The 21,891-nt window shown below is 69.3% G+C and carries 20 protein-coding genes and 1 tRNA gene; 10 read left to right on the forward strand and 11 right to left on the reverse strand.

Annotation, left to right across the window (positions count from 1 at the left end; genetic code table 11):
- Positions 1-24 precede the first annotated feature (24 nt).
- On the reverse strand, positions 25-738 hold the full coding sequence (locus tag CYJ26_RS06465) for a FadR/GntR family transcriptional regulator (protein WP_006548226.1): 714 nt from the start codon (positions 736-738) through the stop codon (positions 25-27).
- Between the two features lie 214 nt (positions 739-952).
- On the opposite strand from CYJ26_RS06465, the gene CYJ26_RS06470 reads away from it, so the two are divergent.
- Together CYJ26_RS06470 and CYJ26_RS06475 are read left to right on the forward strand one after the other, a co-directional pair.
- Positions 953-1,486 (forward strand): gluconokinase, encoded by a 534-nt coding sequence (locus tag CYJ26_RS06470; protein WP_034236431.1) that lies wholly within the window; start codon positions 953-955, stop codon positions 1,484-1,486.
- A 70-nt stretch (positions 1,487-1,556) separates the two neighbouring features.
- Entirely contained in the window at positions 1,557-2,963 is a 1,407-nt protein-coding gene (locus CYJ26_RS06475; RefSeq protein WP_034236430.1) for a GntP family permease, read from the forward strand.
- Between the two features lie 21 nt (positions 2,964-2,984).
- On the opposite strand, the gene CYJ26_RS06480 is transcribed toward CYJ26_RS06475, so the two are convergent.
- Positions 2,985-3,061 (reverse strand) — tRNA-Lys (locus CYJ26_RS06480).
- A 118-nt stretch (positions 3,062-3,179) separates the two neighbouring features.
- On the opposite strand from CYJ26_RS06480, the gene edd reads away from it, so the two are divergent.
- Both edd and CYJ26_RS06490 read left to right on the forward strand, forming a co-directional pair.
- Complete coding sequence (gene edd, locus CYJ26_RS06485) at positions 3,180-5,084, forward strand: phosphogluconate dehydratase (protein ID WP_219619539.1); 1,905 nt, start codon at positions 3,180-3,182, stop codon at positions 5,082-5,084.
- A 57-nt stretch (positions 5,085-5,141) separates the two neighbouring features.
- Positions 5,142-5,828 carry a bifunctional 4-hydroxy-2-oxoglutarate aldolase/2-dehydro-3-deoxy-phosphogluconate aldolase gene (locus tag CYJ26_RS06490; RefSeq protein ID WP_101638155.1) on the forward strand — a complete coding sequence of 229 codons (687 nt, stop codon included), beginning with the start codon at positions 5,142-5,144 and terminating at the stop codon, positions 5,826-5,828.
- Between the two features lie 103 nt (positions 5,829-5,931).
- Here the strand turns inward: CYJ26_RS06490 and CYJ26_RS06495 are convergent, their stop codons facing one another.
- The 9 genes from CYJ26_RS06495 to CYJ26_RS06535 form a co-directional block, all read right to left on the reverse strand.
- Positions 5,932-6,192, reverse strand: coding sequence for a GlsB/YeaQ/YmgE family stress response membrane protein (locus CYJ26_RS06495; protein ID WP_006548169.1), 261 nt, complete (start codon positions 6,190-6,192; stop codon positions 5,932-5,934).
- A gap of 146 nt (positions 6,193-6,338) precedes the next feature.
- Positions 6,339-7,808 carry a DEAD/DEAH box helicase gene (locus tag CYJ26_RS06500; protein ID WP_034236429.1) on the reverse strand — a complete coding sequence of 490 codons (1,470 nt, stop codon included), beginning with the start codon at positions 7,806-7,808 and terminating at the stop codon, positions 6,339-6,341.
- A 324-nt stretch (positions 7,809-8,132) separates the two neighbouring features.
- A complete protein-coding gene (locus tag CYJ26_RS06505; protein WP_231550229.1) occupies positions 8,133-9,056 on the reverse strand; it encodes an EamA family transporter in 924 nt (307 codons plus the stop codon).
- Between the two features lie 72 nt (positions 9,057-9,128).
- Positions 9,129-10,181: an AEC family transporter gene (locus CYJ26_RS06510; protein ID WP_034236428.1), complete on the reverse strand. Its 1,053-nt coding sequence runs from the start codon at positions 10,179-10,181 to the stop codon at positions 9,129-9,131.
- Positions 10,174-11,181 carry an endonuclease/exonuclease/phosphatase family protein gene (locus CYJ26_RS06515; RefSeq protein ID WP_034236427.1) on the reverse strand — a complete coding sequence of 336 codons (1,008 nt, stop codon included), beginning with the start codon at positions 11,179-11,181 and terminating at the stop codon, positions 10,174-10,176. The genes CYJ26_RS06510 and CYJ26_RS06515 overlap by 8 nt, the downstream gene beginning before the upstream one ends.
- Before the next feature lie 11 nt (positions 11,182-11,192).
- The gene (msrB, locus tag CYJ26_RS06520) at positions 11,193-11,687 is read right to left on the reverse strand and encodes a peptide-methionine (R)-S-oxide reductase MsrB (RefSeq protein WP_034236426.1); all 495 of its coding nucleotides are present in this window, start codon (positions 11,685-11,687) and stop codon (positions 11,193-11,195) included.
- An 82-nt stretch (positions 11,688-11,769) separates the two neighbouring features.
- Positions 11,770-13,401 (reverse strand): mechanosensitive ion channel family protein, encoded by a 1,632-nt coding sequence (locus tag CYJ26_RS06525; RefSeq protein ID WP_034236425.1) that lies wholly within the window; start codon positions 13,399-13,401, stop codon positions 11,770-11,772.
- A gap of 109 nt (positions 13,402-13,510) precedes the next feature.
- A complete protein-coding gene (locus tag CYJ26_RS06530; RefSeq protein WP_006548161.1) occupies positions 13,511-13,780 on the reverse strand; it encodes a DUF6457 domain-containing protein in 270 nt (89 codons plus the stop codon).
- Positions 13,781-13,930: 150 nt separating this feature from the next.
- A complete protein-coding gene (locus tag CYJ26_RS06535; RefSeq protein ID WP_024036613.1) occupies positions 13,931-14,587 on the reverse strand; it encodes a TetR/AcrR family transcriptional regulator in 657 nt (218 codons plus the stop codon).
- Positions 14,588-14,805: 218 nt separating this feature from the next.
- Here CYJ26_RS06535 and CYJ26_RS06540 point away from each other — a divergent pair, with 218 nt between their 5' ends.
- The 6 genes from CYJ26_RS06540 (at position 14,806) to CYJ26_RS06565 (ending at position 21,603) form a co-directional block, all read left to right on the forward strand.
- Entirely contained in the window at positions 14,806-17,313 is a 2,508-nt protein-coding gene (locus CYJ26_RS06540; protein WP_006548159.1) for a DMSO/selenate family reductase complex A subunit, read from the forward strand.
- Between the two features lie 32 nt (positions 17,314-17,345).
- Positions 17,346-17,984, forward strand: coding sequence for a DMSO/selenate family reductase complex B subunit (locus tag CYJ26_RS06545; protein WP_006548158.1), 639 nt, complete (start codon positions 17,346-17,348; stop codon positions 17,982-17,984).
- Positions 17,984-18,997: a dimethyl sulfoxide reductase anchor subunit family protein gene (locus CYJ26_RS06550; protein ID WP_006548157.1), complete on the forward strand. Its 1,014-nt coding sequence runs from the start codon at positions 17,984-17,986 to the stop codon at positions 18,995-18,997. Before CYJ26_RS06545 ends, CYJ26_RS06550 begins: the two co-directional genes overlap by 1 nt.
- A 172-nt stretch (positions 18,998-19,169) precedes the next feature.
- Positions 19,170-19,934: a TorD/DmsD family molecular chaperone gene (locus CYJ26_RS06555; RefSeq protein WP_006548156.1), complete on the forward strand. Its 765-nt coding sequence runs from the start codon at positions 19,170-19,172 to the stop codon at positions 19,932-19,934.
- The gene (locus tag CYJ26_RS06560; protein ID WP_006548155.1) at positions 19,931-20,581 is read left to right on the forward strand and encodes a hypothetical protein; all 651 of its coding nucleotides are present in this window, start codon (positions 19,931-19,933) and stop codon (positions 20,579-20,581) included. The genes CYJ26_RS06555 and CYJ26_RS06560 overlap by 4 nt, the downstream gene beginning before the upstream one ends.
- The gene (locus CYJ26_RS06565) at positions 20,578-21,603 is read left to right on the forward strand and encodes a 4Fe-4S binding protein (protein ID WP_006548154.1); all 1,026 of its coding nucleotides are present in this window, start codon (positions 20,578-20,580) and stop codon (positions 21,601-21,603) included. Before CYJ26_RS06560 ends, CYJ26_RS06565 begins: the two co-directional genes overlap by 4 nt.
- The last annotated feature ends 288 nt before the right edge of the window (positions 21,604-21,891 follow it).

The raw sequence follows: 21,891 nt of genomic DNA on the forward strand, positions 1-21,891 counted from the left end.
GCCCGCCGGCAGCGGCCTGCCGGCTCAGGCCTCCAGGTAACCGCGCAGGCCTCGCTCCAGCAGCACCCGGCGCACCTCGGAGACCAGGGCGCGCATCGCCTCCTCGGCCCCTGCGGCGTCACCGGCGGCGATGCACCGAGCCACGCGGTCATGCAGGTCGAGAGCCTCGGACTTGGGGATGTCGCTGGCCCCGCCCATGCGGGCCCGCGCGGCCAGGACCTCGGCGATGACGCCGGACAGCGCCGCGAAGACGTCATTCTGGCTCGCCTGGAGGATGAGGCAGTGGAAGGCGACGTCGTCCTCCAGGTAGGAGGCGACGCTCCCCTCCTCCCCCACGCTGCGGATCGAGGCGGCCAGCTCTAGCAGACGGGTGCGCTGAGCCTCGGTGGCCCGGCGCGCTGCGGCAGCGGCAGCCACTGGCTCGACGGCGGCGCGCAGCTCGGTCAGCCCACCGATCTTGGGACCCTGCGGGTCCTCTTGGATCTGCCAGCGAATGACCTCGGGGGCCAGCGCGGACCAGTCCTCGCGCTCCAGCACGACGATGCCGACCCTGCGACGCGAGCGGACCAGGTGGAGCGATTCCAGGGTGCGCACGCAGTCACGAGCCAGGGTGCGCGAGACGCCGTACTGCTTCTGGACCTCCTCCAGCGTCAGCGCCTGCCCCGGACGCAGCCGGCCGGAGACGATCTCGCGTCCGAGGGCGTCCAGGACGTCGGTGCGTAAGGCTGGCGTAGGCATAGGTACTCCGAAGGGAGGGGTTGGTCAGCGTATCTGGCGGGTGAGACCGGCAGGCCAGGCGCTGAGGCACGAGGGCGCGGTCCCGACCCAAGACACCTGATCTTAACGAGACGAAGGCCTCAATCACGTCAGGGACTTCATACCCACCCATTACGTACTATGTAACTGCTACTCTCGTAGCACATACCAAGACAACGACGTCAGGAGGCCCGAGATGAGCACCACCCCCCAGTCCGTCGAGCACCTCGTCCTCATGGGAGTTGCCGGCTGCGGCAAGACCACGGCGGCTGAGAACCTGCACCAGGCGCTGGGATGGCCCATTGCCGAAGCAGACGACTTCCACCCCCAGGCCAATATCGACAAGATGACCGCCGGCACGCCCTTGACGGATGAGGACCGCTGGCCGTGGCTGGAGTCCCTGCGTGACTGGATGAGCTCGCAGGCCGCCTCGGGCACCAAGACGATCGTCACCTGCTCCGCCCTCAAGCGCTCCTACCGCGACCTGCTCAGCACCGCCGAGGGGCGGGTGTTCTTCATCCACCTCGTGGCCCCGCGTGAGGAGCTGGCGGACCGGATGCAGCACCGCGACGGCCACTTCATGCCCACGACCCTCCTGCCCTCTCAGCTGGCCACGCTGGAGCCGCTGGCCTTAGACGAGGACGGCGTGACCGTGGTCTCCCAGCCCACGCCCGAGCAGACCCTGGACGCCATCCTGGCCGCGCTGGAGCACGCCTCCCAGCCTCGCTGAGGCCCCACCCTGCACCTGAACCCACCTTCCAACGCCCCCACCTCTCCCACCCGTCCGGAGGAGAACCACAATGACGTACCCCACCGCTCTGACAGCACTCGCCACCGCCACTGAGGCGATCACGCACTCTGACACCCCCGTGCGCCTGGTCGCCGCCGCACTGGCGGGCATCGCGACGATCATCATCCTCATCGCCTGGAAGAAGCTTCATCCCTTCCTGGCTCTCACGCTCGGCTCAGCCGTGCTCGCCGTCGTAGCCGGGATCCCACTGGCTCAGACCTTCACGCCCTTCATTGACGGACTGGGCTCGACCATTGGTGGAGTCGGTCTGCTGATCGCCTTCGGAGCGATCATCGGGCGGCTGCTCATCGACTCCGGCGGCGCGGACCAGATCGTCGACACGATCCTGGCTCACACCGCGCCGGCACGACTGCCCTGGGCCATGGCGCTGGCAGCCTTCCTCATCGGCATCCCGCTGTTCTTTGAGGTGGGGATCGTCCTGCTTATCCCGGTGGTCATGATCGTGGCGCGTCACTCCCGCCAACCCCTCGTCCTCGTCGGCATCCCAGCCCTGGCCGGGCTCTCGGCCCTCCACGGCCTGGTGCCACCGCACCCCGGTCCGCTGATCGCGATCGACGCCGTCGGCGCCAACCTGGGCCTGACACTCGCCTTCGGCCTGCTCGTCTCGGTGCCGACCGTCATCGTCTCCGGACCGCTGGCCGCCCGGCTCATGGTGCGCTGGGCGCCGATCCCCGCGCCCGAGCCGCTGGGAGCCAGCGAGGAGGAGGCCAGCGCGCGGCGCCCGTCCTTCGCCTGCGCGATCGGCGTCATCCTGCTGCCGGTCATCCTCATGCTGGCGCGCACCGTGGTCGAGACCGCCTTACCGGGAGACGACGGCGCACTGACGACCGTCGCGCTCTTCCTGGGCCAGCCCGTGGTCGCTCTGCTGCTCACGGTGCTAGTGACCATGGCAGCCCTGGGCACGCGCCTGGGCAGCTCACCCCAGGAGGTCTCTGAGCGCGTAGGGGCCTCGCTGGCACCGATCGCCGGCATCCTGCTCATCGTGGGGGCCGGGGGAGGCTTCAAGCAGACCCTGGTGGACTCCGGGATCGCCACCGTCATCGCCTCATGGATCCAGCAGGCGGCAGTTCCCGCCATCATCGCCGGCTGGCTCGTGGCCGTGGCCGTGCGCCTGGCGACCGGCTCAGCGACGGTGGCCACCATCACCGCGGCGGGCATCATGACCCCGCTGGCGGCGTCGATGCCGGCCACCGAGTCCACCCTGCTCGTACTGGCGATCGGAGCCGGGTCAGTCTTCCTCTCCCACGTCAACGACGCCGGATTCTGGCTGGTCAAGGAGTACTTCGGGATGAGCGTGGGCCAGACCTTCAAGACCTGGTCGCTGATGGAGACCATCCTGTCCGTGGTGGCGCTGGCGGTCATCACCGTGCTCGCCCTGATCCTCGGGGTGCTCTAGAAGCTTCCCAGCCCTCGCGACTGGTACCCCCTGTGGGGCTCGAACCCACGACCTTCGGATTAAAAGTCCGCAGCTCTGACCAACTGAGCTAAGGGGGCGCGCCGCCATGGCAGCGACAGGGACCAGCATAGCGGCAGCAAGCCCGCAGCAAAGCCAACCCCTACCCCCTTAAGTACTACCTCATTAGTTCTATCGTCATTTGATTCAAGGAATCTCGTGCCGTCCTTCACTATCTCGACCACCCACCCACCTCTGACCCACCGCACCACGGCACCTCTCAATGCCACCGTGGCCACGGTGACCGAGGCGATCCGAGCCCGCTCCACCACGACGCGGGCCGCGTACCTGGAACGACTCGACGGCGAGCTGGAGCGCGCCAGCCAGGGACGTCGTCGATCAGGACTGGGCTGCCCCAACCTCGCCCACGGCATGGCAGCGTGCTCCCCCGAGCACAAGCTGCTCATGGCGGACTCGCCCGCGGCCGACGTCGCCATCGTCACGGCCTACAACGACGTCCTGTCCGCCCACCAGCCTTTCGAGACCTATCCCGCCATCCTGCGCCAGGCAGTAGCTCAGGCCGGCGGCGTGGCACAGGTGGCCGGAGGCGTACCGGCCATGTGCGACGGCGTGACCCAGGGGCGCCGCGGGATGGAGCTCTCGCTCCTGTCCCGCGAGATCATCGCCATGTCCACCGCGGTAGCCCTGTCCCACGAGCTCTTCGACGCCGTCCTCCTGCTGGGCGTATGCGACAAGATCGCCCCCGGTATGCTGATCGGCACCCTGTCCTTCGGCGAGCTGCCCACCCTGTTCGTCCCCTCCGGCCCGATGCCCTCTGGGCTCGGCAACGCCGAGAAGACTCGGATCCGCGAGCACTTCGCCGCCGGCGAGGTCAGCCGCCGCGAGCTGCTTGAGGCTGAGTCGAAGGCCTACCACTCGCCGGGAACCTGCACCTTCTACGGCACGGCAAACTCCAACCAGATGGTCTTGGAGGCCATGGGTCTCCACCTGCCCGGATCCACCTTCATCACCCCGGGAACTTGCCTGCGCCAGGCCTTGACCGAGTGTGCCGGTCGGCGCGCGGTGGAGATCGCCGATCCTTCCTCCCCCGACTTCGCTCCCGTCGGACGCCTGGTGGACGAGCGGGCGATCGTCAACGGGATCGTCACCCTCCTGGCCACGGGCGGCTCCACCAACCTCACGATGCACCTGGTTGCCGTAGCGGCCGCCGCCGGCATCCGCGTGACCTGGGACGACTTCGACGCCCTGTCCACCGCCGTGCCGCTGCTGGCCCGCGTCTACCCCAACGGCGGCGCGGACATCAACCACTTCCAGGCGGCCGGCGGTCTGGGCTTCGTGATCAGCCAGCTGCTCGACGCCGGGCTGCTCCACCCCGACGTGCTCACCGTGGCCGGCGCGGGCCTTGACCGCTACCGCTACGAGCCTCGGCTCGACGGTGACGCCCTGGCCTGGGTGGAGGCCCCCACCCAAAGCCTGGACCACGAGGTCCTGCGTCCGGTGACCAACCCCTTCACCGCCGAGGGCGGGCTGAAGATCCTTGGCGGCAACCTCGGCCGCGCCGTCATGAAGGTCTCCTCGCTCGACGAGGACCACCACGTCATCCAGGCCCCGGCCCGCGTCTTCGATGACCAGGAGCAGGTCCACGCCGCCTTCACCCGCGGGGAGCTGGAGCGCGACGTCGTCGTAGTGGTTCGCGAGCAGGGACCACGCGCCAACGGCATGCCCGAGCTGCACAAGCTCACGCCCTTGCTCGGGATCCTGCAGCGTCGCGGCCACCGCGTCGCGCTCGTGACCGACGGGCGGATGTCCGGCGCCTCCGGGCGCGTGCCCATCGCCATGCACGTCAGTCCCGAGGCGGCCGACGGCGGCGCGCTGGCCCTGGTCCGCGACGGGGACCTCATCCGGGTGGACTCCGTACACGGCACGCTAGAGGTGGATCTGCCTGAGGCAGAGCTCTCCTCCCGCACGCCCCAGCTGAGCTGGCGAGCCGAGCGAGTGGCCTACGGCGTCGGACGCGAACTCATGGGGGCCCTGCGCGCCGCCCTCGCACCGGCCGAGCAGGGCGCCGGCGTGGGCACCGCGGCCCTGCAGACCGCCTTGTAACCGCTCCTGCCCACACCGTCACGCACCCTCATCCCCCTCTCACCGTCAGGAGTAACCATGTCCGCTCAGTCCAAGCAGTCCCCCCAGCCCGTCCAGCCCTCAGCGTCAGATGCGGCGACCAGCACCGTCGACGCCGTCATGAGCGCCGCGCCGGTGATCCCGGTGATCGTCGTCAACGACGCCGACCGGGCCGTCCCGCTTGCACAGGCTCTCGTGCGCGGCGGCATCACCTCCCTGGAGATCACGCTGCGCACACCGGCGGGCCTGGAGGCGATCCGCACCGTCGCGGCCGAGGTACCCCAGGCTCGGGTGGGCGCCGGAACGGTGCTCAGCCCGGCCGACGTCGAGGCTTGCGCCGAGGTGGGAGCGACCTTCCTCGTCAGCCCTGGCACGACCCCGGCGCTGCTGGACGCCATGGTGACCTCAGGACTCGCGGTGCTGCCCGGCGTGAGCGGCCCGGCCGAGCTCATGAGCGTCCTGGAACGAGGCCTGACCCGGGCCAAGCTCTTCCCGGCCAGCGTCGTCGGCGGCCCAGCGATGCTGCGTGCGCTCGGCGGTCCCTTCCCCGACGTGCGGTTCTGCCCGACCGGTGGGGTCAGCCCCTCCAACGCGCGCGACTACCTGTCCCTCGGCAACGTCGCCTGCGTCGGCGGCTCGTGGCTCACGCCTCGCGACGCCGTTGAGGCGGGTGACTGGGACCATATCGAGGAGCTGGCTCGTCGGGCCGCCGCACTGCGCCCCTGACCGCTACCCCTTGACAACTGCCGCTACCCCTTCGCCTCGGTGGCTACCCCAAGAACCTGCATTCTGGGGTAGCCACCGAGGCGAAGGGGTAGCGATGAAGGCGTTACTTCTTGCGGCCGGTGACGGTCTCAAAGACGCTGATCACGCCGACGGCGCAGACCACCGAGACGATCCAGCGGATCCAGTCGATGCCGGGCGTCTGAGCAACACCGAGCAGGCCGGCGATCGAACCGCCGAGGAACGCACCGATCGCGCCCAGGATGATGGTCCACACGATGGACAGGTCCTGCTCCCCCTTCATCACCAGGCGGGCCAGGGCGCCGATGACGCCTCCAAAGACGAGCATGCCAATCAGTTCAAACATGCGATCTCCTTAACTCAAGACAAACGAGGGCTCGACGCGAGGTCCGCGGAGCTCCACGGCAGTGCGAGCGCAACTGCTCCCCAAATTATAGCAGGCCCTTGTTGATGACCCAATTTGAAGAGATGCCTCTAATGCGTTACGCCGTCTCAGGCTGACCGACGGCGCCCGCGAGAACCGCGCCGTGAGGTCGTGCCCACCGGCGCCTGCCGCCTTCCCGAGCCAGCGGAGGCCCGCTGCCCCGAGCCTCGTGAGGCCGACTGGCGGCCGCCGCGAGACCTGCCGGCACCGCCAGCCTTCCCGGCCCCGCCTGCCTGACGTGCTCCACCGCGACGGGCCGCAGGGGCTCCCCCCTTGATCGCCACACCCTCTGGCATGTCCTCGACCGCCACCTTCGGAGCCACCTCGCCCACCAGCGCGGCAACGACGTCGTCATCCGGACGCACCCGTTCGATATCTGCCTTGATCTTGGCCTTCTTCAGCAGCACCTGGACGTCGTGCTTCTGCTCAGGCAGGACCAGCGTCACCACAGTGCCCGAGGCCCCAGCACGGGCGGTGCGTCCCGAGCGGTGCAGGTAGGCCTTGTGCTCAGCCGGCGGGTCCACGTGCACCACGAGCTCGACGCCGGAGACGTCGATACCACGCGCCGCGATGTCAGTGGCGACCATGACGTGCGCCTGCCCCGCGGAGAAGGCGCCCATCGCCCGCTCGCGCGCGTTCTGGCTCATATTGCCCTGCAGCTCAACGGCGGGGATCCCGGCTGCGACCAGCTTGCGGGCAAGCCGACGAGTCAGGTGCTTGGTACGTGTGAACAGGATCCGCTGCCCCGTTCCCGAGGCCAGACGGATGACGAGGCCGTCCTTGGCGGTCTTGTCCGCCACCATCCACACCCGGTGGTCCATGTCCCGCACCGGGGAGCTGGCGGGGTCCACGCTGTGGCGAAGCGGGTTGTGCAGGAACTCGGTCACGAGCTTGTCCACGCCGTTGTCCAGGGTGGCGGAGAAGAGCATGCGCTGACCACGGGGCGGGGTGGCGCGCATGATCCGACGGACGTTGGGCAGGAAGCCGAGGTCCGCCATGTGGTCAGCCTCGTCCAGGACCGTGATCGCGACGTCGTCGAGGCGGACGACGCCCTGCCCCATAAGGTCCAGCAGGCGCCCAGGGCACGCTACGACGATGTCGACACCAGCCGCCAGCGCCTTCTCCTGCGGCTTCTGGGACACCCCACCGAAGACGGTGGTGACCTTGAGATCAAGCGCACCGGCCAGGGGGCGGATGGTGTCAGCAATCTGCAGAGCAAGCTCACGCGTCGGCGCCAGGACCAGGCCCAGCGGGTACCCCGGACGCGGCGTGTCCTCATCCGCCAGACGCTGAACCAGGGGCAGGGAGAATGCCAGCGTCTTGCCACTGCCGGTGCGTCCGCGCCCGAGCACGTCACGCCCCTTCAGCGTGTCAGGAAGCGTCGCAGCCTGGATGGGGAAAGGAGTGGTGAAGCCACGGGAGTCGAGGTCCGAGACAAGCTCGGGGTCGATCCCGAGCGAGGCGAAGGTCGGGCCGTCCTCGCCAGCAAGCCGGGAGGAGGTAAAAGGCGCGCGCGGCGCAGAGGTCGTGGTAGCCACAAGGGTCCTGTCAGTCAGATCCGTGCGCTGACCGCTCCGGCGCGAGCCAGCCAGCGGTCTGCGCGACGGTGCGTGGGTGCCGGCGTTCGAGGCTCGACGACGCACCGGCCCGTATGGACCGCCCGAGAGAGCTCAGGGGACGCCGGAGCCAGGGCACCAGCCAGGCCGGCGGGAGCCGGACCAGGTACCTGAGTGTGCCAGCGCCAGCCACGATCACAAAATCGACGCCAGCCCTCATGCCTCACCCGTCGCGAGCCCCGACCACCCAGGCCTGCCCCACCTGCACCCTCGCGAGGGGCCAAGGCCGGGGGCCCGGCCAGAGGGTCAGTCGCTCTCAGGGCGCCGGCGCCGGGGCAGGTGACGGCGCACCCGTCCTGTTCCGCTGCCGGATCCGGCCAGGGCCACAGCCACCGAGACCAGCACCAGCCCCGCCACCTCCCACACGTTCGGCATCTGCCGCAGCATGACGATCCCGACGGCGAGCGAGGTCGCCGGCATCAAAGCCGACAGCAGCGAGAAGGCCGCCGAGCTGAGCCGGCCCAGGTTGACCTGGTCCAGGACATAGGGCACCACGGTGGACAGGACCGCCACGCCGAGCACCTTGAGGAAGGTCCCCGCCGAGCTGAACGCCGCCCCCGCCGTCGAGGCAGCCAGGGGCAGGTAGACCAGAGAACCGGCCACCGAGGCCACAGCCAGGGAGTCCAGGCCTGATCCTGCCGAGGCCACGCGCCGCCCCAGCAGGATGTAGGCGGCCCAGGCCAGGCCGGCACCGATCGCGAGCACGACGCCGACCCGCTGGCGCGGGTCGCTCAGGTCCAGCCCCAGACCGCTGATCGCCGCCACCCCGCTCAGCGCCAGCACGGCTGCCACGCGGGGTCGCCATCCGCGCCCGGTGGCCAGAGCCACGGCAACCGGGCCGAGGAACTCCAGGGAGACGGCCGTCCCCAGCGCCAGATGGTCGATCGTGGCGTAGAAGATGACGTTCATCGTGGCCATCGCGACCCCGAAAAGCGCGGCAACAACCAGTGTGCGGGGTGTCCACGCCCTGCGCCACGGCCGGCGCCACGCCAGGAGGACCAGGGCGCCGATCGTCACTCGCCACCACGCCACCGTCGTCGGAGGCATCAGAGCGAACAGGGCGACGGCGAAGCCTGCACCCATGTAGCTGGACACACCCGAGCCGATGACGAGCAGCGGTGCCGGCAGCCGGCGCAGGTGCGCACCCAGGCGCGAGATCAGTCTCTCCACGTCCCTATTCTCGCTCACGGCCTGCCCCGGGTCGGAGCCCCCACTGAGCGCTCAAAGCTCACAACCGGTCACTCAGCGCAGGATGGCGGCGGCCAGCAGCACCACCGGCACAAAGCCCGCCGTGGTGATGAGGCAGCAGTCGCGTGCCAGTGGCTTGGCTGCCCCGTAGCGGGTGGCGTACATGAAGACGTTCTGGGCGCAGGGCAGCGAGGCGGTGGTCACCGGAGTCAGCAGGGCCTCGCCGCGCAGCCCAAGCGCCCATCCCAGGGCTGCAGCCAGCAGCGGCACGAGCACGAGCTTCCAGCCCACCGAGACCCACAGCGCAGCGCCCCGCTCACTGACGTCATCGAACTCGTCGGTGGCGGGTGGCGCCACACGCCGCGCCCCGGCCTCGCCCGACGGTCCCTGCGCCGACGGCGTGAGCCGGGTGACCTGCTGGACTGTCAGTCGCCGGGTGACCTTGGGCGAGGAAGCCGCCAGGCTCATGCCCAGTGAGAGCATCATGACGGTCACCGCCAACGCGCCCAGGGAGTGGAGGCTGCTCACTACCAGTCCGCCGAGCCACGGCCTCATGTCCCAGCCCACCAGGTTGATGACGAGCCCGGTGAGCACACCGATCAGCAGGGGATTGCGCAGCGGCGCCGCCCACAACGAGGCTCGCGAGACGCCGTCCTGCCCGGCCTGGGTGCTCCAGTCCAGGATCGCGAAGGAGACGGGAGCGAGAATGAGCAGCTGCAGCAGCAGGATCGGGGCGATGGCGGTGGCGTCTCCTAGCAGGACGATGAGCACCGGGATCCCGAGGTTGGCCGCGTTGACGTAGCCGGCCGCGAGCGCCCCGATCGTGGACTCGGCGACCGAGCGACGCAGGACGAGGCGGTGCACCGCCCAGGCGCTCAGGACGCCGATGACCTCGGCCAGCAGCCCGGCCAGGGTGTCACGCGAGACGACGGTGGCCAGGTCCGCACCGGCAATGGTGGTCACCAGCAGCGCCGGGGTGGCGGCGTAGAAGCACACGCGGGTGAGCACCGTGTCGCTTCCAGCCGGCACGCCCCCGGTTCGTACGAGTAGCCAGCCCACGGCGATGACGACGGCGAAGACGGCCAGTCCCGTCACGACCTCAAGCACGTGTCCCCGCCGCTTCCAGGTCTACCCAGGTTGCTGCGTGATCGGAGACGACCAGCTCTCGCACGCTCCAGGCCACCGCGCGCAGCACCGGCCTTACCCCCACAGCCCCGGCCTCACCGGCCCCTGACTGTGCCCCTCCGGCCCCGCCAAGGTGCGACGCCGTCAGCGGGCTCCCGTCAGCCCCCACCGGCCAGGGATCGGTCAGGAGGTGGTCGATGCGGTGGCTCAGCCGACCGGAGGGATAGGTCGGGCCTTCTCCGACCTCGCGCGCCAGGCCCAGCTCTCGCAGCCGGGAGCTGCGCAGGTTGAGGTCGCCGGCCAGCACGTGCGCGCCCGGACGCGTCGCTAGTGCCGCCCAGGCAGCGGCCAGCTGACGCGCGGCGACGTCCCCGCGTGTGGCCAGGTGGGCGGTCGAGACGGTCAGAGGCTCACGCCATCCCGGCACCCGAACCGTGGCAGCCAGCTGACCCCGCGCCGTGGCAGTGAAGACCTTGTAGGAGCGTGGGTCCCACCACGGCTCACCGCGTCGGGTCACCAGTGCTGGTCCGCGCCCGAGCCGCTGCACGGACCAGGACTCCACGGGCAGACGCGTGAGCAGGGCGTTACCGAAACCGGCCACGGGCAGTCCCGCCGCCACACGCGCAGGCCCGAGGACGTCGTCGGCAGGCGAGGACAGGGCCGAGCGCAGGGGACGACGGCGCAGACCAGTCACTGCTCCGGCATAGGTGGCAGCAAAGCGGTAGCCGGACCATCCCAGTGCGCGGGCGAGCTCGGCGGTCTGGTTGAGCCGACCCGAGCGTGCCTGGCCGAGGTCCACCTCCTGGAGCGCGATGACGTCAGGACCGATCTCACTGAGCTGGTCAGCAAGCGCAGCCAGGACCCGCCGAGCCACCGCAGCTTCGGTGATCGTGGCCTCCGCCAGCGCGGCCGTGGCCGGATCGTGCAGCGCACCTGGTCCGGGCAGGCCGTGCTGGAGGTTGAGGGTGAGGAGGCGAATCATGGGGTTGGGCCTCAGGAACGCGCGGCGCCGTCGTCCTGAGAGGCAGACTCAAAGGTGAGGCTGACCGAGTTCATGCAGTAGCGCTGGCCGGTAGGGGTGTGCGGGGCGTCGTCAAAGACGTGTCCCAGGTGGCTACCACAGGAAGCACAACGCACCTCGGTGCGCACCATCCCGTGGGAGGTGTCCGTGGACAGGACGACGGCGGAGGAGTCACGCGGGTCGTAGAAGGAGGGCCAGCCGCATCCGGACTCGAACTTGGTGGTGGAGCGGAAGAGCTCAGCCCCGCAGCCGCGGCACCGGTAGACGCCCTCGCGGTCCTCCTCCAGCAGGGCACCGGTGAAGGGACGCTCGGTCCCGGCCTCACGCAGCACGTGGTACTCCATGGGGCTCAGAGCGGCGCGCCACTGGGCCTCGGTACGGGCAGCGGCGGTCGGGTCGAGGACGGGCGCGGAGCCAGGCTGGCTGGTCTCCTGCGCGGAGGGCTTGAGGGACTGTGGATCGCTCACGGCACTATCGTGCGCGCGAACGGGTGCCGAACGCGAACCGCTTTCACGCTGCGGAAACGACCGCCCCCTGGCGGGCTAGCGTTCAGCGCCGCGGTGTCTTCTTGGTCTCCTCCGCCTCGTCAGCCACGGCCGGCTGGACCGCGGTGGCATGCTCTGCCTCGGCCGCGGAGGCAGTGACCTTGACCTTGCCGGTCGAGACAGCCTCCTGGACCGTCGTCGGATGGTCGCTGCCACCCGCGCCTCCAGCCGGATGGGCTGCCAGGTAAGCCTCCTGGTCCTTGGTGGAGATGACGGCAGTGGCGTCCTGGCGCCGGGACGGCAGGCCCTCGGAGGCCAGGTCCTCCGGCACGGCCCCGTCGCGCGCCAGGATGCGCCGACGGCGGACCTTGGCCCGGCGGGTGCGGCGCAGCAGGGAGCGTCCGCGGGAAACGGCACGCACGCGGGCCGCCTCGATGGGGTCAGTCTCGACCGCCTGCATCGTGGTGGTAGCCGCCAGGGCGCCGTCGTCGCCCGGGTTCTGCAGGGCGACGAGCTCCTCAGCCAGCCGCGCGACCTTCTCCGGGGCCGGATCGTGGGCGACCTCCACCTGCTCGACCTCCACGCGGGTGCGTGGCAAGGCGTAGGGGGCCTCGCGCTGCATCCAGCCGATGAGCTCCTCACGCACGTGGCACCGCAGGGTCCACAGGTCGTCCGGGTTAGCAGCCGAGAGCGTGACGCGGGCGGTGACGGTGGTCGTCGAGGTCTCGGTGATGACCAGGGCGCAGGTGCGCCCGTCCCACACGCGCGAGGCAGCCACCACGCGCGCGAGCTCGGCACGCATCTGGGCGATCGGCACGCGCCAGTCGACCTGGAAGCTGACGACCCCGAGCATCTGGTGGCTACGGCGCGACCAGTTGGTGAAGGGGTTCTCAGTGAAGTAGGTCGAGGGCAGGATGAGGCGGCGCTCGTCCCAGACCTTGACCACCACGTAGGTCAGGGTGATCTCCTCGATCTGGCCGTGGAGGTCGTTGACGTCCACGACGTCGTCAACGCGGATGGCGTCCGTGGTGGCCAGCTGGATGCCGGCAAAGACGTTACCGAGGGTGGACTGGGCTGCCAGACCTGCGATGACGGAGACCAGGCCGGCCGAGGCCACGAGCGAGCCCATGGCAAAGCGGGCCGAGGGGAAGGTCATCACCGCTCCCACCACGCCGCACACGATGACGACGGCGACCGCCACCCGGCGCAGAACCTGGGCCTGAGTGGTCACGCGGTTGGCGCGCCCCTGATCGCCAGCGGCCTGGACCGAGCCGACCACCGTGGACTCCACGGCCTTGAGCAGCTGGGCGATGAACCAGGTGGCGGACAGGATGACGGAGATGAGCAGCGCCTGGAGGACCACCGACCTCCAGGAGGTGGTCATGTCCGAGGCGACGACCTGGGCCGCGATGTAGGCACCGAACAGGGCGCACACGGCGTACAGGGGCGTGCGGCTGAAGCGGGCGACCTCGGTGTACAGGGAGCGACGCCGGCCGAGCAGCCGCAGCACGACGACGCCGACGAAGGCGACGACGATGCCGACGAGCACACCTGAACCGATGCGCGCCAAGATGCTCAAGACGTCGACGGTTGCGTCAGCTACCGCGCCAACGGTCTCCTCGACGGTGCTGGTCGCACTGTCACTGGGCTCGGTGGTGGCAGCAGCATCAGCAGCGAGCAGGAAGGTCAGCGGCATGCCTCCAGGGTAGAGGCCCGGGCTGGACGCTGCCTGGGGACGCGCTGTCCCCCGGGGGGGGCGGACGGTCCGCTCACCGGGGGACAGACAGGACAGCAGACTGCGGCGCTCAGCTCCAGGAGGAGGCGAGCTCGCGGACCTGGGTGATGACGTCGTCGGCATCGCGGCCGGAGGATGCGACTGCGTAGCCCACCAGGAAGGCAGTCATCGGCGCGCCGGGACGCGAGGGGCCGTGGGCAACGGTGGAGATGAGGGCGAGCAGCTCCTTCTCGTGAGCGGCCAGCAGCCCGGGGTCGATCTGGAGCTCAGTGCTGACGGCGCAAACCCACCGTCGCATCTGCTCCATCTTCTCGGTCTCGTCAGCGTGTTCCTTAGCCATGCTGCCCAGGGTAGCGCCGCTACCCCCTGAGTACTCTCGCTACCCCTCGATGACCACCGCTACCCCATGGCGTCCGTCGCACCCCCGTTGCGCGCGCTAAGAGGTAGCGAGCAACGCGATCGGGTAGCGAAGGGCAGGAAGGGGTAGCGTCTAGCGGTCGCCAGCCAGGCGCGCCAGGAGGCGGCTGCGGCCGATTGTCGCCGTGCCGTCGTCATCCAGGCGCACCAGCAGCCACGGCGGAGCCAGTGAGATAAAGGTGTCCGTGACCTCCTCCGGGCTCTCGTTCATGCCGGTGGCGAGCCAGGAGTCGATGATGGCCACGGTGTTGCCCACGTGCTGGGAGACAGCCATGCGCACCCACAGCGGGGAGGGAGGCTGCGCCAGATGGCGGACGAAGTCGGCCACGAAGCTCTCCGCTGCCTCCCCCAGGCGCGAGCGCAGCCGAGCCAGGACCACGGAGCCAGGAGCGTCGAAGACCTGGGCGTAGACCTTCCCATCGCGGTGGATCGCCGTGAGCATCTCGATGTAGACCACGCGCCAGCGCTCCAGGTAGCTCTCGGGATGATCTGCCAGGAGGGAGCCGAGGCGATCGAGATAGGGGTCCAGGGTGGCGATGAGGTGCTCGGCCAAGAGGTCGGCAGGGCTGGCGGCGTGGGCGTAGAAGGCCGAGCGGGAGACGTGGGCCCGGTTGACGAGCTCAGAGACGGTGATCTGCGCGATCGGTTTGCGCCGCGCCAGGCTGAGGACTGCGTCAACCAGTGCGCGGCGGGTGCGCTGGTAGCGCGGATCGTCCTGGGAGGCACTCACGGTCAACGTCCTGTCCTGGAGCTGATTCAGGTTGTCGGCAGGGTATACGCAAGGGTGACGTTCGCGAACACCTGACCGGCTGGCGAGAAGTAAGGGTACCCAAAGATGATGTCATTGCAGGCAAAACGAAGGGTCGACCCGCGAACTAAACGACACACGTCCGTTAGTCCTATCGTGGATGCAGTTTCTCATCACGACCGATCTCCCCGGAGGCATCCATGACGGCTTCGCCCGACTCGTCCGCCACTGCGGTCGAGGCTCCTTCGTCGGCCGCTCAGCGCGGTCCGCGCCCCTCGCGACGATCCTTCCTCACCTGGTCCTCCGTCGCCGCCGGCACGGCCGGACTGGTGGCCGCCACGGACCTGGGCATGCCGAGCACCGGCACCCCAGCCAGCGCGGCCGAGGTCGAAGGCATGGAGGGCGTCGATACCACCATCCAGTCCGCTTGCGTAGTCAACTGCGGTTCACGCTGCCCACTGCGCCTGCAGGTCAAGGACGGCACGGTGGTACGCGTTCTGCCGGACAACACCGGCGATGACTCGCTGCTAAACCGCAACATCCGCGCCTGCAACCGCGGCCGCAACATGCGCGAGCGCATCTACTCCCCTGACCGTATTAAGGCTCCGCTCAAACGCAAGGAGGGGACCAAGCGCGGTGAGGGCCAGTGGGAGGAGATCTCCTGGGACGAGGCGATCGACCTGCTGGCTGAGAAGCTGAAGTACACCATCGACACCTACGGCAACCAGGCCGTCTACAAGAACTACGGATCGGGCGTGTGGAACGCTGCCATCGCCTACTCCGGTGGCTGGCCGCGCCTGTTCAACTGCCTTGGCGGGTTCCTGGGCTATTACGGCAACTACTCCTACGGCACGCTGATGCAGGCAAGTTATGCCATGTTCGGCACCGAGGAGCAGTTCTCCAACTCTATCGAGGAGACCATCACCAACGGTGAGATCTGCGTGCTGTGGGGCAACAACCCCGTGGAGCGGCGCATGTCCGGCGGCGGGGTGTACTTCACGATCACCAAGATGCGTGAGGCCGGTATCAAGGTCATCGTCATCGACCCGCGCTACTCAGACACCGCACTGTTCGCCGATCAGTACATCGCGATCCGCCCGGGAACCGACGTCGCCCTGGCCGCAGGCCTGGCGCACGTGATGATCTCGGAGAACCGCCAGAACCAAGAGTTCCTGGACACCTACTGCCTGGGCTTTGACGAGCAGCACATGCCTGAGGGCGTGCCGGCCGGCAGCTCCTACCGTGCCTATGTCATGGGCGAGGGCGAGGACGGCGTAGAGAAGACCCCACAGTGGGCCTCCAAGATTACCGGCGTTCCGGTGGACGTCATCATCAATCTGGCACGTGAGCTGACCAGCGGCCGCAAGGTCAACCTCACCCAGGGCTGGGGTCCGCAGAAGCACGCTAACGGCGAGAACCAGTGCCGTGCGATCTACACCATCGGCGCCATGATTGGCCAGGTCGGCCTGCCCGGTGGAGGAACCGGCGGCCAGGAAGGCTACTACTGGCCGGTCACCAGCTGGCTGCCCACCCTCGACAACCCCGTTGAAGCCAAGATCTCCTACTACACCTGGCCTCGCGCCATCGAGGACGGCCCGTCGATGACGGCGAAGAACTTCGGCGTCCAGGGCGCAGAGAAGCTCGACTCCTCGATCAAGTTCATGCTCAGCTACGGCGGCAACATGCTCGCCTCTCAGCATGGGGACATCAACTACCTGCGCGAGCTCCTCACGGATGAGACCAAGTGCGAGTTCATCGTCTCGATGGACAACCAGATGACCCGCTCGTGCGAGCTGTCCGACCTGGTACTGCCCGACACCACCACCGCCGAGCGCTTCGACCTGGTCCCCAGCGAGTACACCGGGGACATGGCCTACCTCATCAGCACCAACCAGGCCATCGAGCCTCTGTACCAGGCCATGGACGCCTACGAGGTATGCAAGCGGGTAGCAGACAAGCTCGGCGTACGTGAGCAGTTCACCGAGGGCAACGAGACTATGGAGGACTGGGCCCGCCAGATCTACGAGGCCGACGCCGCTGACAACGCCGACCTCGGTTTCCCCGCCACCTATGAGGAGTTCACCGCCCAAGGCGTACACCGCTACCACAACCCCGAGGGGCTGACGGTGGCCCTCAAGGACTTCCGTTCCGACCCGGTAGCCAACCCGCTGGACACCCCCAGTGGCAAGATCGAGATCTTCTCGACCAAGATGTGGCAGGCCAAGCAGGAGTGGACCATCGAGGACCCACGCGAGGGTGACGTCATCGACGCAATCCCGGTCTACCGCCCCTACTGGGAGGGCGCCGAGGATACCGAGACACGCAAGAAGTACCCGCTGCAGATGATCTCCCACCACTTCAAGGGCCGCACTCACTCGACCTACGGCAACCTACCGCGCAACGTCGAGGCCCACCCGCAGAAGATCTGGATCAACCCCATCGACGCCGCAGAGCGAGGCATCACTAACGGCGACCAGATGGACGTCTTCAATGACCGCGGCCACATCCGCTGCCAGGCCTACGTCACGCCGCGGATCCTGCCGGGCGTCATCGATGTACCCCAGGGCGCCTGGCTCAAGCTCGACGAGGAGGGAATCGACCACGGTGGCGCTGCCAACATGCTCTATTCCGCTCACGTAACCCCCTATTCCAAGGGAAATCCCCAGCAGACGGCCCTCGTGCAGGCTGCTAAGGCACCCACCGCCTGACCGACCCCTTCTGACCAGGAGCATGACGAACAATGTCTGACAGCTTCACCGAGGCCGGAGCTGACTACGGCTTCTACTTCAACCAGGCGGTGTGCAATGGCTGCAAGGCCTGCCAGATCGCCTGCAAGGACAAGCACGACCTGCCCGTGGGCGTGACCTGGCGCCGCGTGGTGGAGTACACGGGTGGTACCTGGCAGACCACCGAGGACACCTACACCCCCAACGTCTTCACCTACTACACCTCGGTGTCTTGTAACCACTGCGAGAACCCGGTGTGCATGGAGGTGTGCCCGACCACCGCCATGTCCAAGCGCGAGGACGGCACGGTCTACGTGGACCAGTCCAAGTGCGTGGGCTGCCGCTACTGCCAGTGGGCCTGCCCCTACGGCGCCCCGCAGCTGGACCCGCGCAGCGGCCACATGTCCAAGTGCGACCTGTGCTACGACTACCGCTCCACGGGCCAGGACCCTGCCTGCGTATCCGCCTGCCCCTCACGCGCCCTGGACTGGGGCCCGATCGAGGAGCTGCGCGCCAAGCACGGCGACCAGGCCGGCATCGCCCCGCTGCCTGACCCGTCTATCACCCGCCCCCACCTGGTCATCCACCCTCACCGCGACGCCCAGTCGTGGGACGAGGGCACCGGATCCATCGCGAACCCGAGGGAGATCTGATGAACACCGCCGAGCTCCCCATGATCCTGTTCACGGTCCTGGCACAGATGTCCGTGGGCGCTTTCCTCACCCTGGGCCTCGTCCAGGCCGACGGGCTCATCCGCAAGCAGCCCACAGCCGCGACCGACCGTGTGACCCGGGCGGCGCTGTTCGCCGTCGGCCCCCTGCTGGTCCTGGGCTTCTTCGCCGCCTTCTTCCACCTGGGCGACCCCTTCCACGCCGTCAACACCCTGCGTCACGTGGACAGCTCATGGCTGAGCCGCGAGATCCTCTTCGGCGTGCTCTACGGCGGCCTCGGCTTCGTCTACACAGCCACCGAGTGGCTAGGCAAGGGCAGCCGGGCCCTGCGCCAGGCGCTGGCCGTCCTCACGGCGCTGGCCGGCGCGGCCCTGCTGGTGTCCATGATCTGCGTCTACTACTCGGTCCCGACTATCCCGGCCTGGCACACCCCGGCCACCTGGGCCCTGTTCCTGGGCTCGGCCTTCTTCACCGGCCCCCTGGCCGTGGCGGTCGCCCTGCTCCTGGCCTGGACCCAGCAGCGCAAGCGCGAGGCCGACGGTGCCGCGAGCCTGTGGGCCCGCACGCTCTCCACCCTGCAGGTGACCAGTGAGGACATGCTGGACGAGACCGCCTCCGGCCTCATCGCCCGCGCGATTCAGCAGGTCTCGGTGCTCGCCTCCGTGGCCGGCGCGGTGCTGCTGGTGACCTACCCCTTCTACCTGCTGCACCTGTCTGGCTCCGAGGACGCCGCCTCTGCTCACGTCCTGGACTGCCTGACCCACAGCCCGCTGCTGGCGGTGCGTCTGGTGATCCTGGCCGCCGTCGTGGTCCTCGTGCGCTTCGTGGCCTACCGCCGCGCCAAGGCGCCCGAGCACCCCTCGACGGCGCTGGTGTGGACGATCGTGGTCGCCTACGTCCTGGCCATCGTCACTGAGCTGGCCGGCCGCGTCATCCACTACGAGGGCCTCTACCACGTGGGTCTCAACACCCTGCAGTCCGGGCTCGGCGGCTGAGCCGCTCCACCCGGTACCGGCTCGTCCCTCAGCCTGCTGACGACGACGCCGAACCACCACACGCTGTGCCCACGAGTGCGCCGCCCGATAGGGCACACTCGTGGGCACCGTGACATGACGACACCGACACCCATCACCTGACCACCCCTGCCCCACGCCACTCGGAGACCGCATGAACCCCGACCTGCTTGACCGCTGCGCCGCCGCACTCACCGTCCTGGCCCGCCTTCAGCTCACGCCACCAGACGAGGAGACGATGGACCAGGTGGCCGGCCTCGCTGGGCAGTGGCCGTTGTCAGGGCTGCCGCAGGAGACCCCCGACGCCCAGCAGGCTCGCGAGAACGGCTGGCAGCTCCTGAAGACCTCTCGCCGCGACGGCGAGAGCGCTGAGCATGTCCGGGACGATCAGGACCGCCTCTACGGCATCACCGCACGCGCCCTCATTCCTCCCTATGAGTCCGTGCATCGCAACACCGACGGACTGATTTTTGACGCAGCCACTCTGGACGTCCGCTCGATGTACCGGCGCGCGGGCCTGCGCGCGCCGGCGCTGGGCCGCGAGCCTGACGATCACCTGGGCCTGGAGCTGGACTTCCTCGCCCACTGCTGCACCGCTGCCCTGGACGCCCTGGAGCGCGGCGAGGAGGACGTGGCCGACTCCTACCTCGCGGTGGCTCAGGAGTTCACCCAGGAACATCTGCTCACCTGGGCTCCCGCCATCCTCGAACGCGCGCGCGGCGCCTCACGCACGCGGTGGATGCGGGGCCTGGAGGAGCTGACCCTGGCCACCGTCCTCACTTTTGCCCAGGCCATCGGCGCCGGCGCCCCAGCGCAGGCCGACGAGGGTGGCTACGCGATCATCGCTCACCACCCCAGTATCCCCAGCACCCCTGCTCCTGGTGCCCCTGCACCATCAGTCCCTGAGGAGACCGCATGACTGCCCCTGACAGCTTCGACCCCTTCAGCGCCCCGGCACCCGACGACCTCCCGGCTCGCGCCACCCGGCTAGCCACCGCCTGCGCCGTCGTCTCCATGCTTGCGGCCAACCCGCCCTCGCCTGTGCTGCGCGAGAACCTCCACGAGGGCGCGATGACCCAGCGCTGGCCCCTGCGCGACGCCGCCTCGCTGGCCGGCGCCGAGGAGCTCGGGGCGGCGGCCCACGAGAGCCCACAGGCGCAGGAAGCGGACTGGCGCGAGCTCATCGGACCGGCCTCCGTGACCCGGCCGGTTTTGAGCGCCCTTGTTCCCCAGGCGCCGCCGGCCCCGGCCGAGGCTGAGGCTGCGCTGCCCTCACCCTCGCACCTGGCGCTGCTGCCGCACGATCACCTGGCCGTAGTCCTCTCGCGCACCGGCTCACTGGCCGTGCGCGCGGTCGCGCAGCCCGCGCCGTCGGCTCAGGCCACGGCCTTCGTGGCCACCGTGCGCCATCTCCTGACGCCTCTGGCCCCTGCGGTCAGCCAGGTCCTGCGCGCCCAGGCCGCCACCCACCTCTTCCACGGGGTCGCCAGCCTGCTCGACGGTATCGCGGCTGAAGCCTCCAGCCTGGCCGAGGCGGTGCAGGCTCGAGGCGCCGAGGGCCGATGACCTCGCCGACCTCCTCCCCAGCCCAGGCCGAGCCCAGCTGCGTGGACGCGGCCGCCCTAATGCGCTGGGGGCGCGCCACCGAGTCGGTCGAGGTCGTGGTGCTGGCCTGCCACGACGCCTCCCCCGCGCCCGGCCCGCACGGCACCGCCGTGGTGCGGTGGCCGGGCTGCCTGGACGAGCAGGCGCTGGGCCTGGTTCCGCAGCTGCTGGCCGACGGCGTGCGCAGCCTTCGACTGCGGTGGTGCCCCACTCACGGGCCGACGCCGTCGTCATTGCCCGTGTGGCGCCAGGTCCTCGGCGAGCTGCTTGAGACGGAGCCCGCGGCGGGCCGGAGCCTGCGCCATGGTCCGGTCCTGCGCGCCGAGGCCGCCCCGCTGCCGCGCCGAGCGCTGGTGGGCGCACGTCTCGACGGGGTCCTCGACCTCGCCCTTGACGAGCAGGCACGCCTCATCCAGTCACTGCGGCTCCTGTACGCCCAGGACCGCATTGACGACCCCAGTGCCGCCCTGGCCGAGCTACCCGCCGCCGGGCGGGTACTGACCGCATCCGACTGCACCCTGTGCGCCGCCTGCACCTGGGCGTGCCCGCATGGCGCGCTGGAGATGGCCGACGCCGACTCGGGCCTGCGCGGGCTTGTCCAGGACCTGGCCGCCTGCCGCGGATGCCAGGCCTGCGTGGGAGCCTGCCCGGTTGACGCTCTGCACGCCGGGGTGACGGTGAGCCTGGCCCAGGCCTGGCAGGCCGAGGTCACGGTACTTGCCGCTGACCGGCCTCGTACCTGCCGGCGCTGCGGGGCGCGCTACAGCCAGGAGGTCGGGAGCCTGGCGGCCCACGACGTCACCCGGCCCGCGACCGCCAGCCTCGCCCCGGCGCCGGGCGGCCAGGACGAGGACTCCGGGCTGTGCCCGTTGTGCCAGGTCCGCGAGCGCTCCCCCTTCCTCACCGAGCTGCCGCCTGAGGCTGAGCGCGCACTGCCGCCGTCGGTCCTCGCCGCGATCCGCCGCTCGCGAGGCCTGTCCTAGCCTCGTCAACCTGCGAGTGTGCAGGTACGTCCGTGAGTGTGCGCCTTGGGGCTGCTCACTCATGGACGCACCTGCACACTCGCGGTCGCGAGCCCTCTCCGCTCCAACTCGTGCCCTTGGTCCTGTAGACAGCCCCCGCAGAGCTGTGCCGTGATGAGTGGCTCTTCACAGTTGAGGGTGTAGTTGGGGTCTGAAGCCGCCTGCTTCGAGGAGAGATCGGGCGATGTAGTTGGTCAGGTTGCGCAGTCCGAGGGCGGAGCCTCGTAGGTGCTCGAGGCGTCCGTTGAT

Source organism: Actinomyces urogenitalis (assembly GCF_002861525.1).
GTDB classification, from domain to species: Bacteria; Actinomycetota; Actinomycetes; order Actinomycetales; family Actinomycetaceae; genus Actinomyces; species Actinomyces urogenitalis.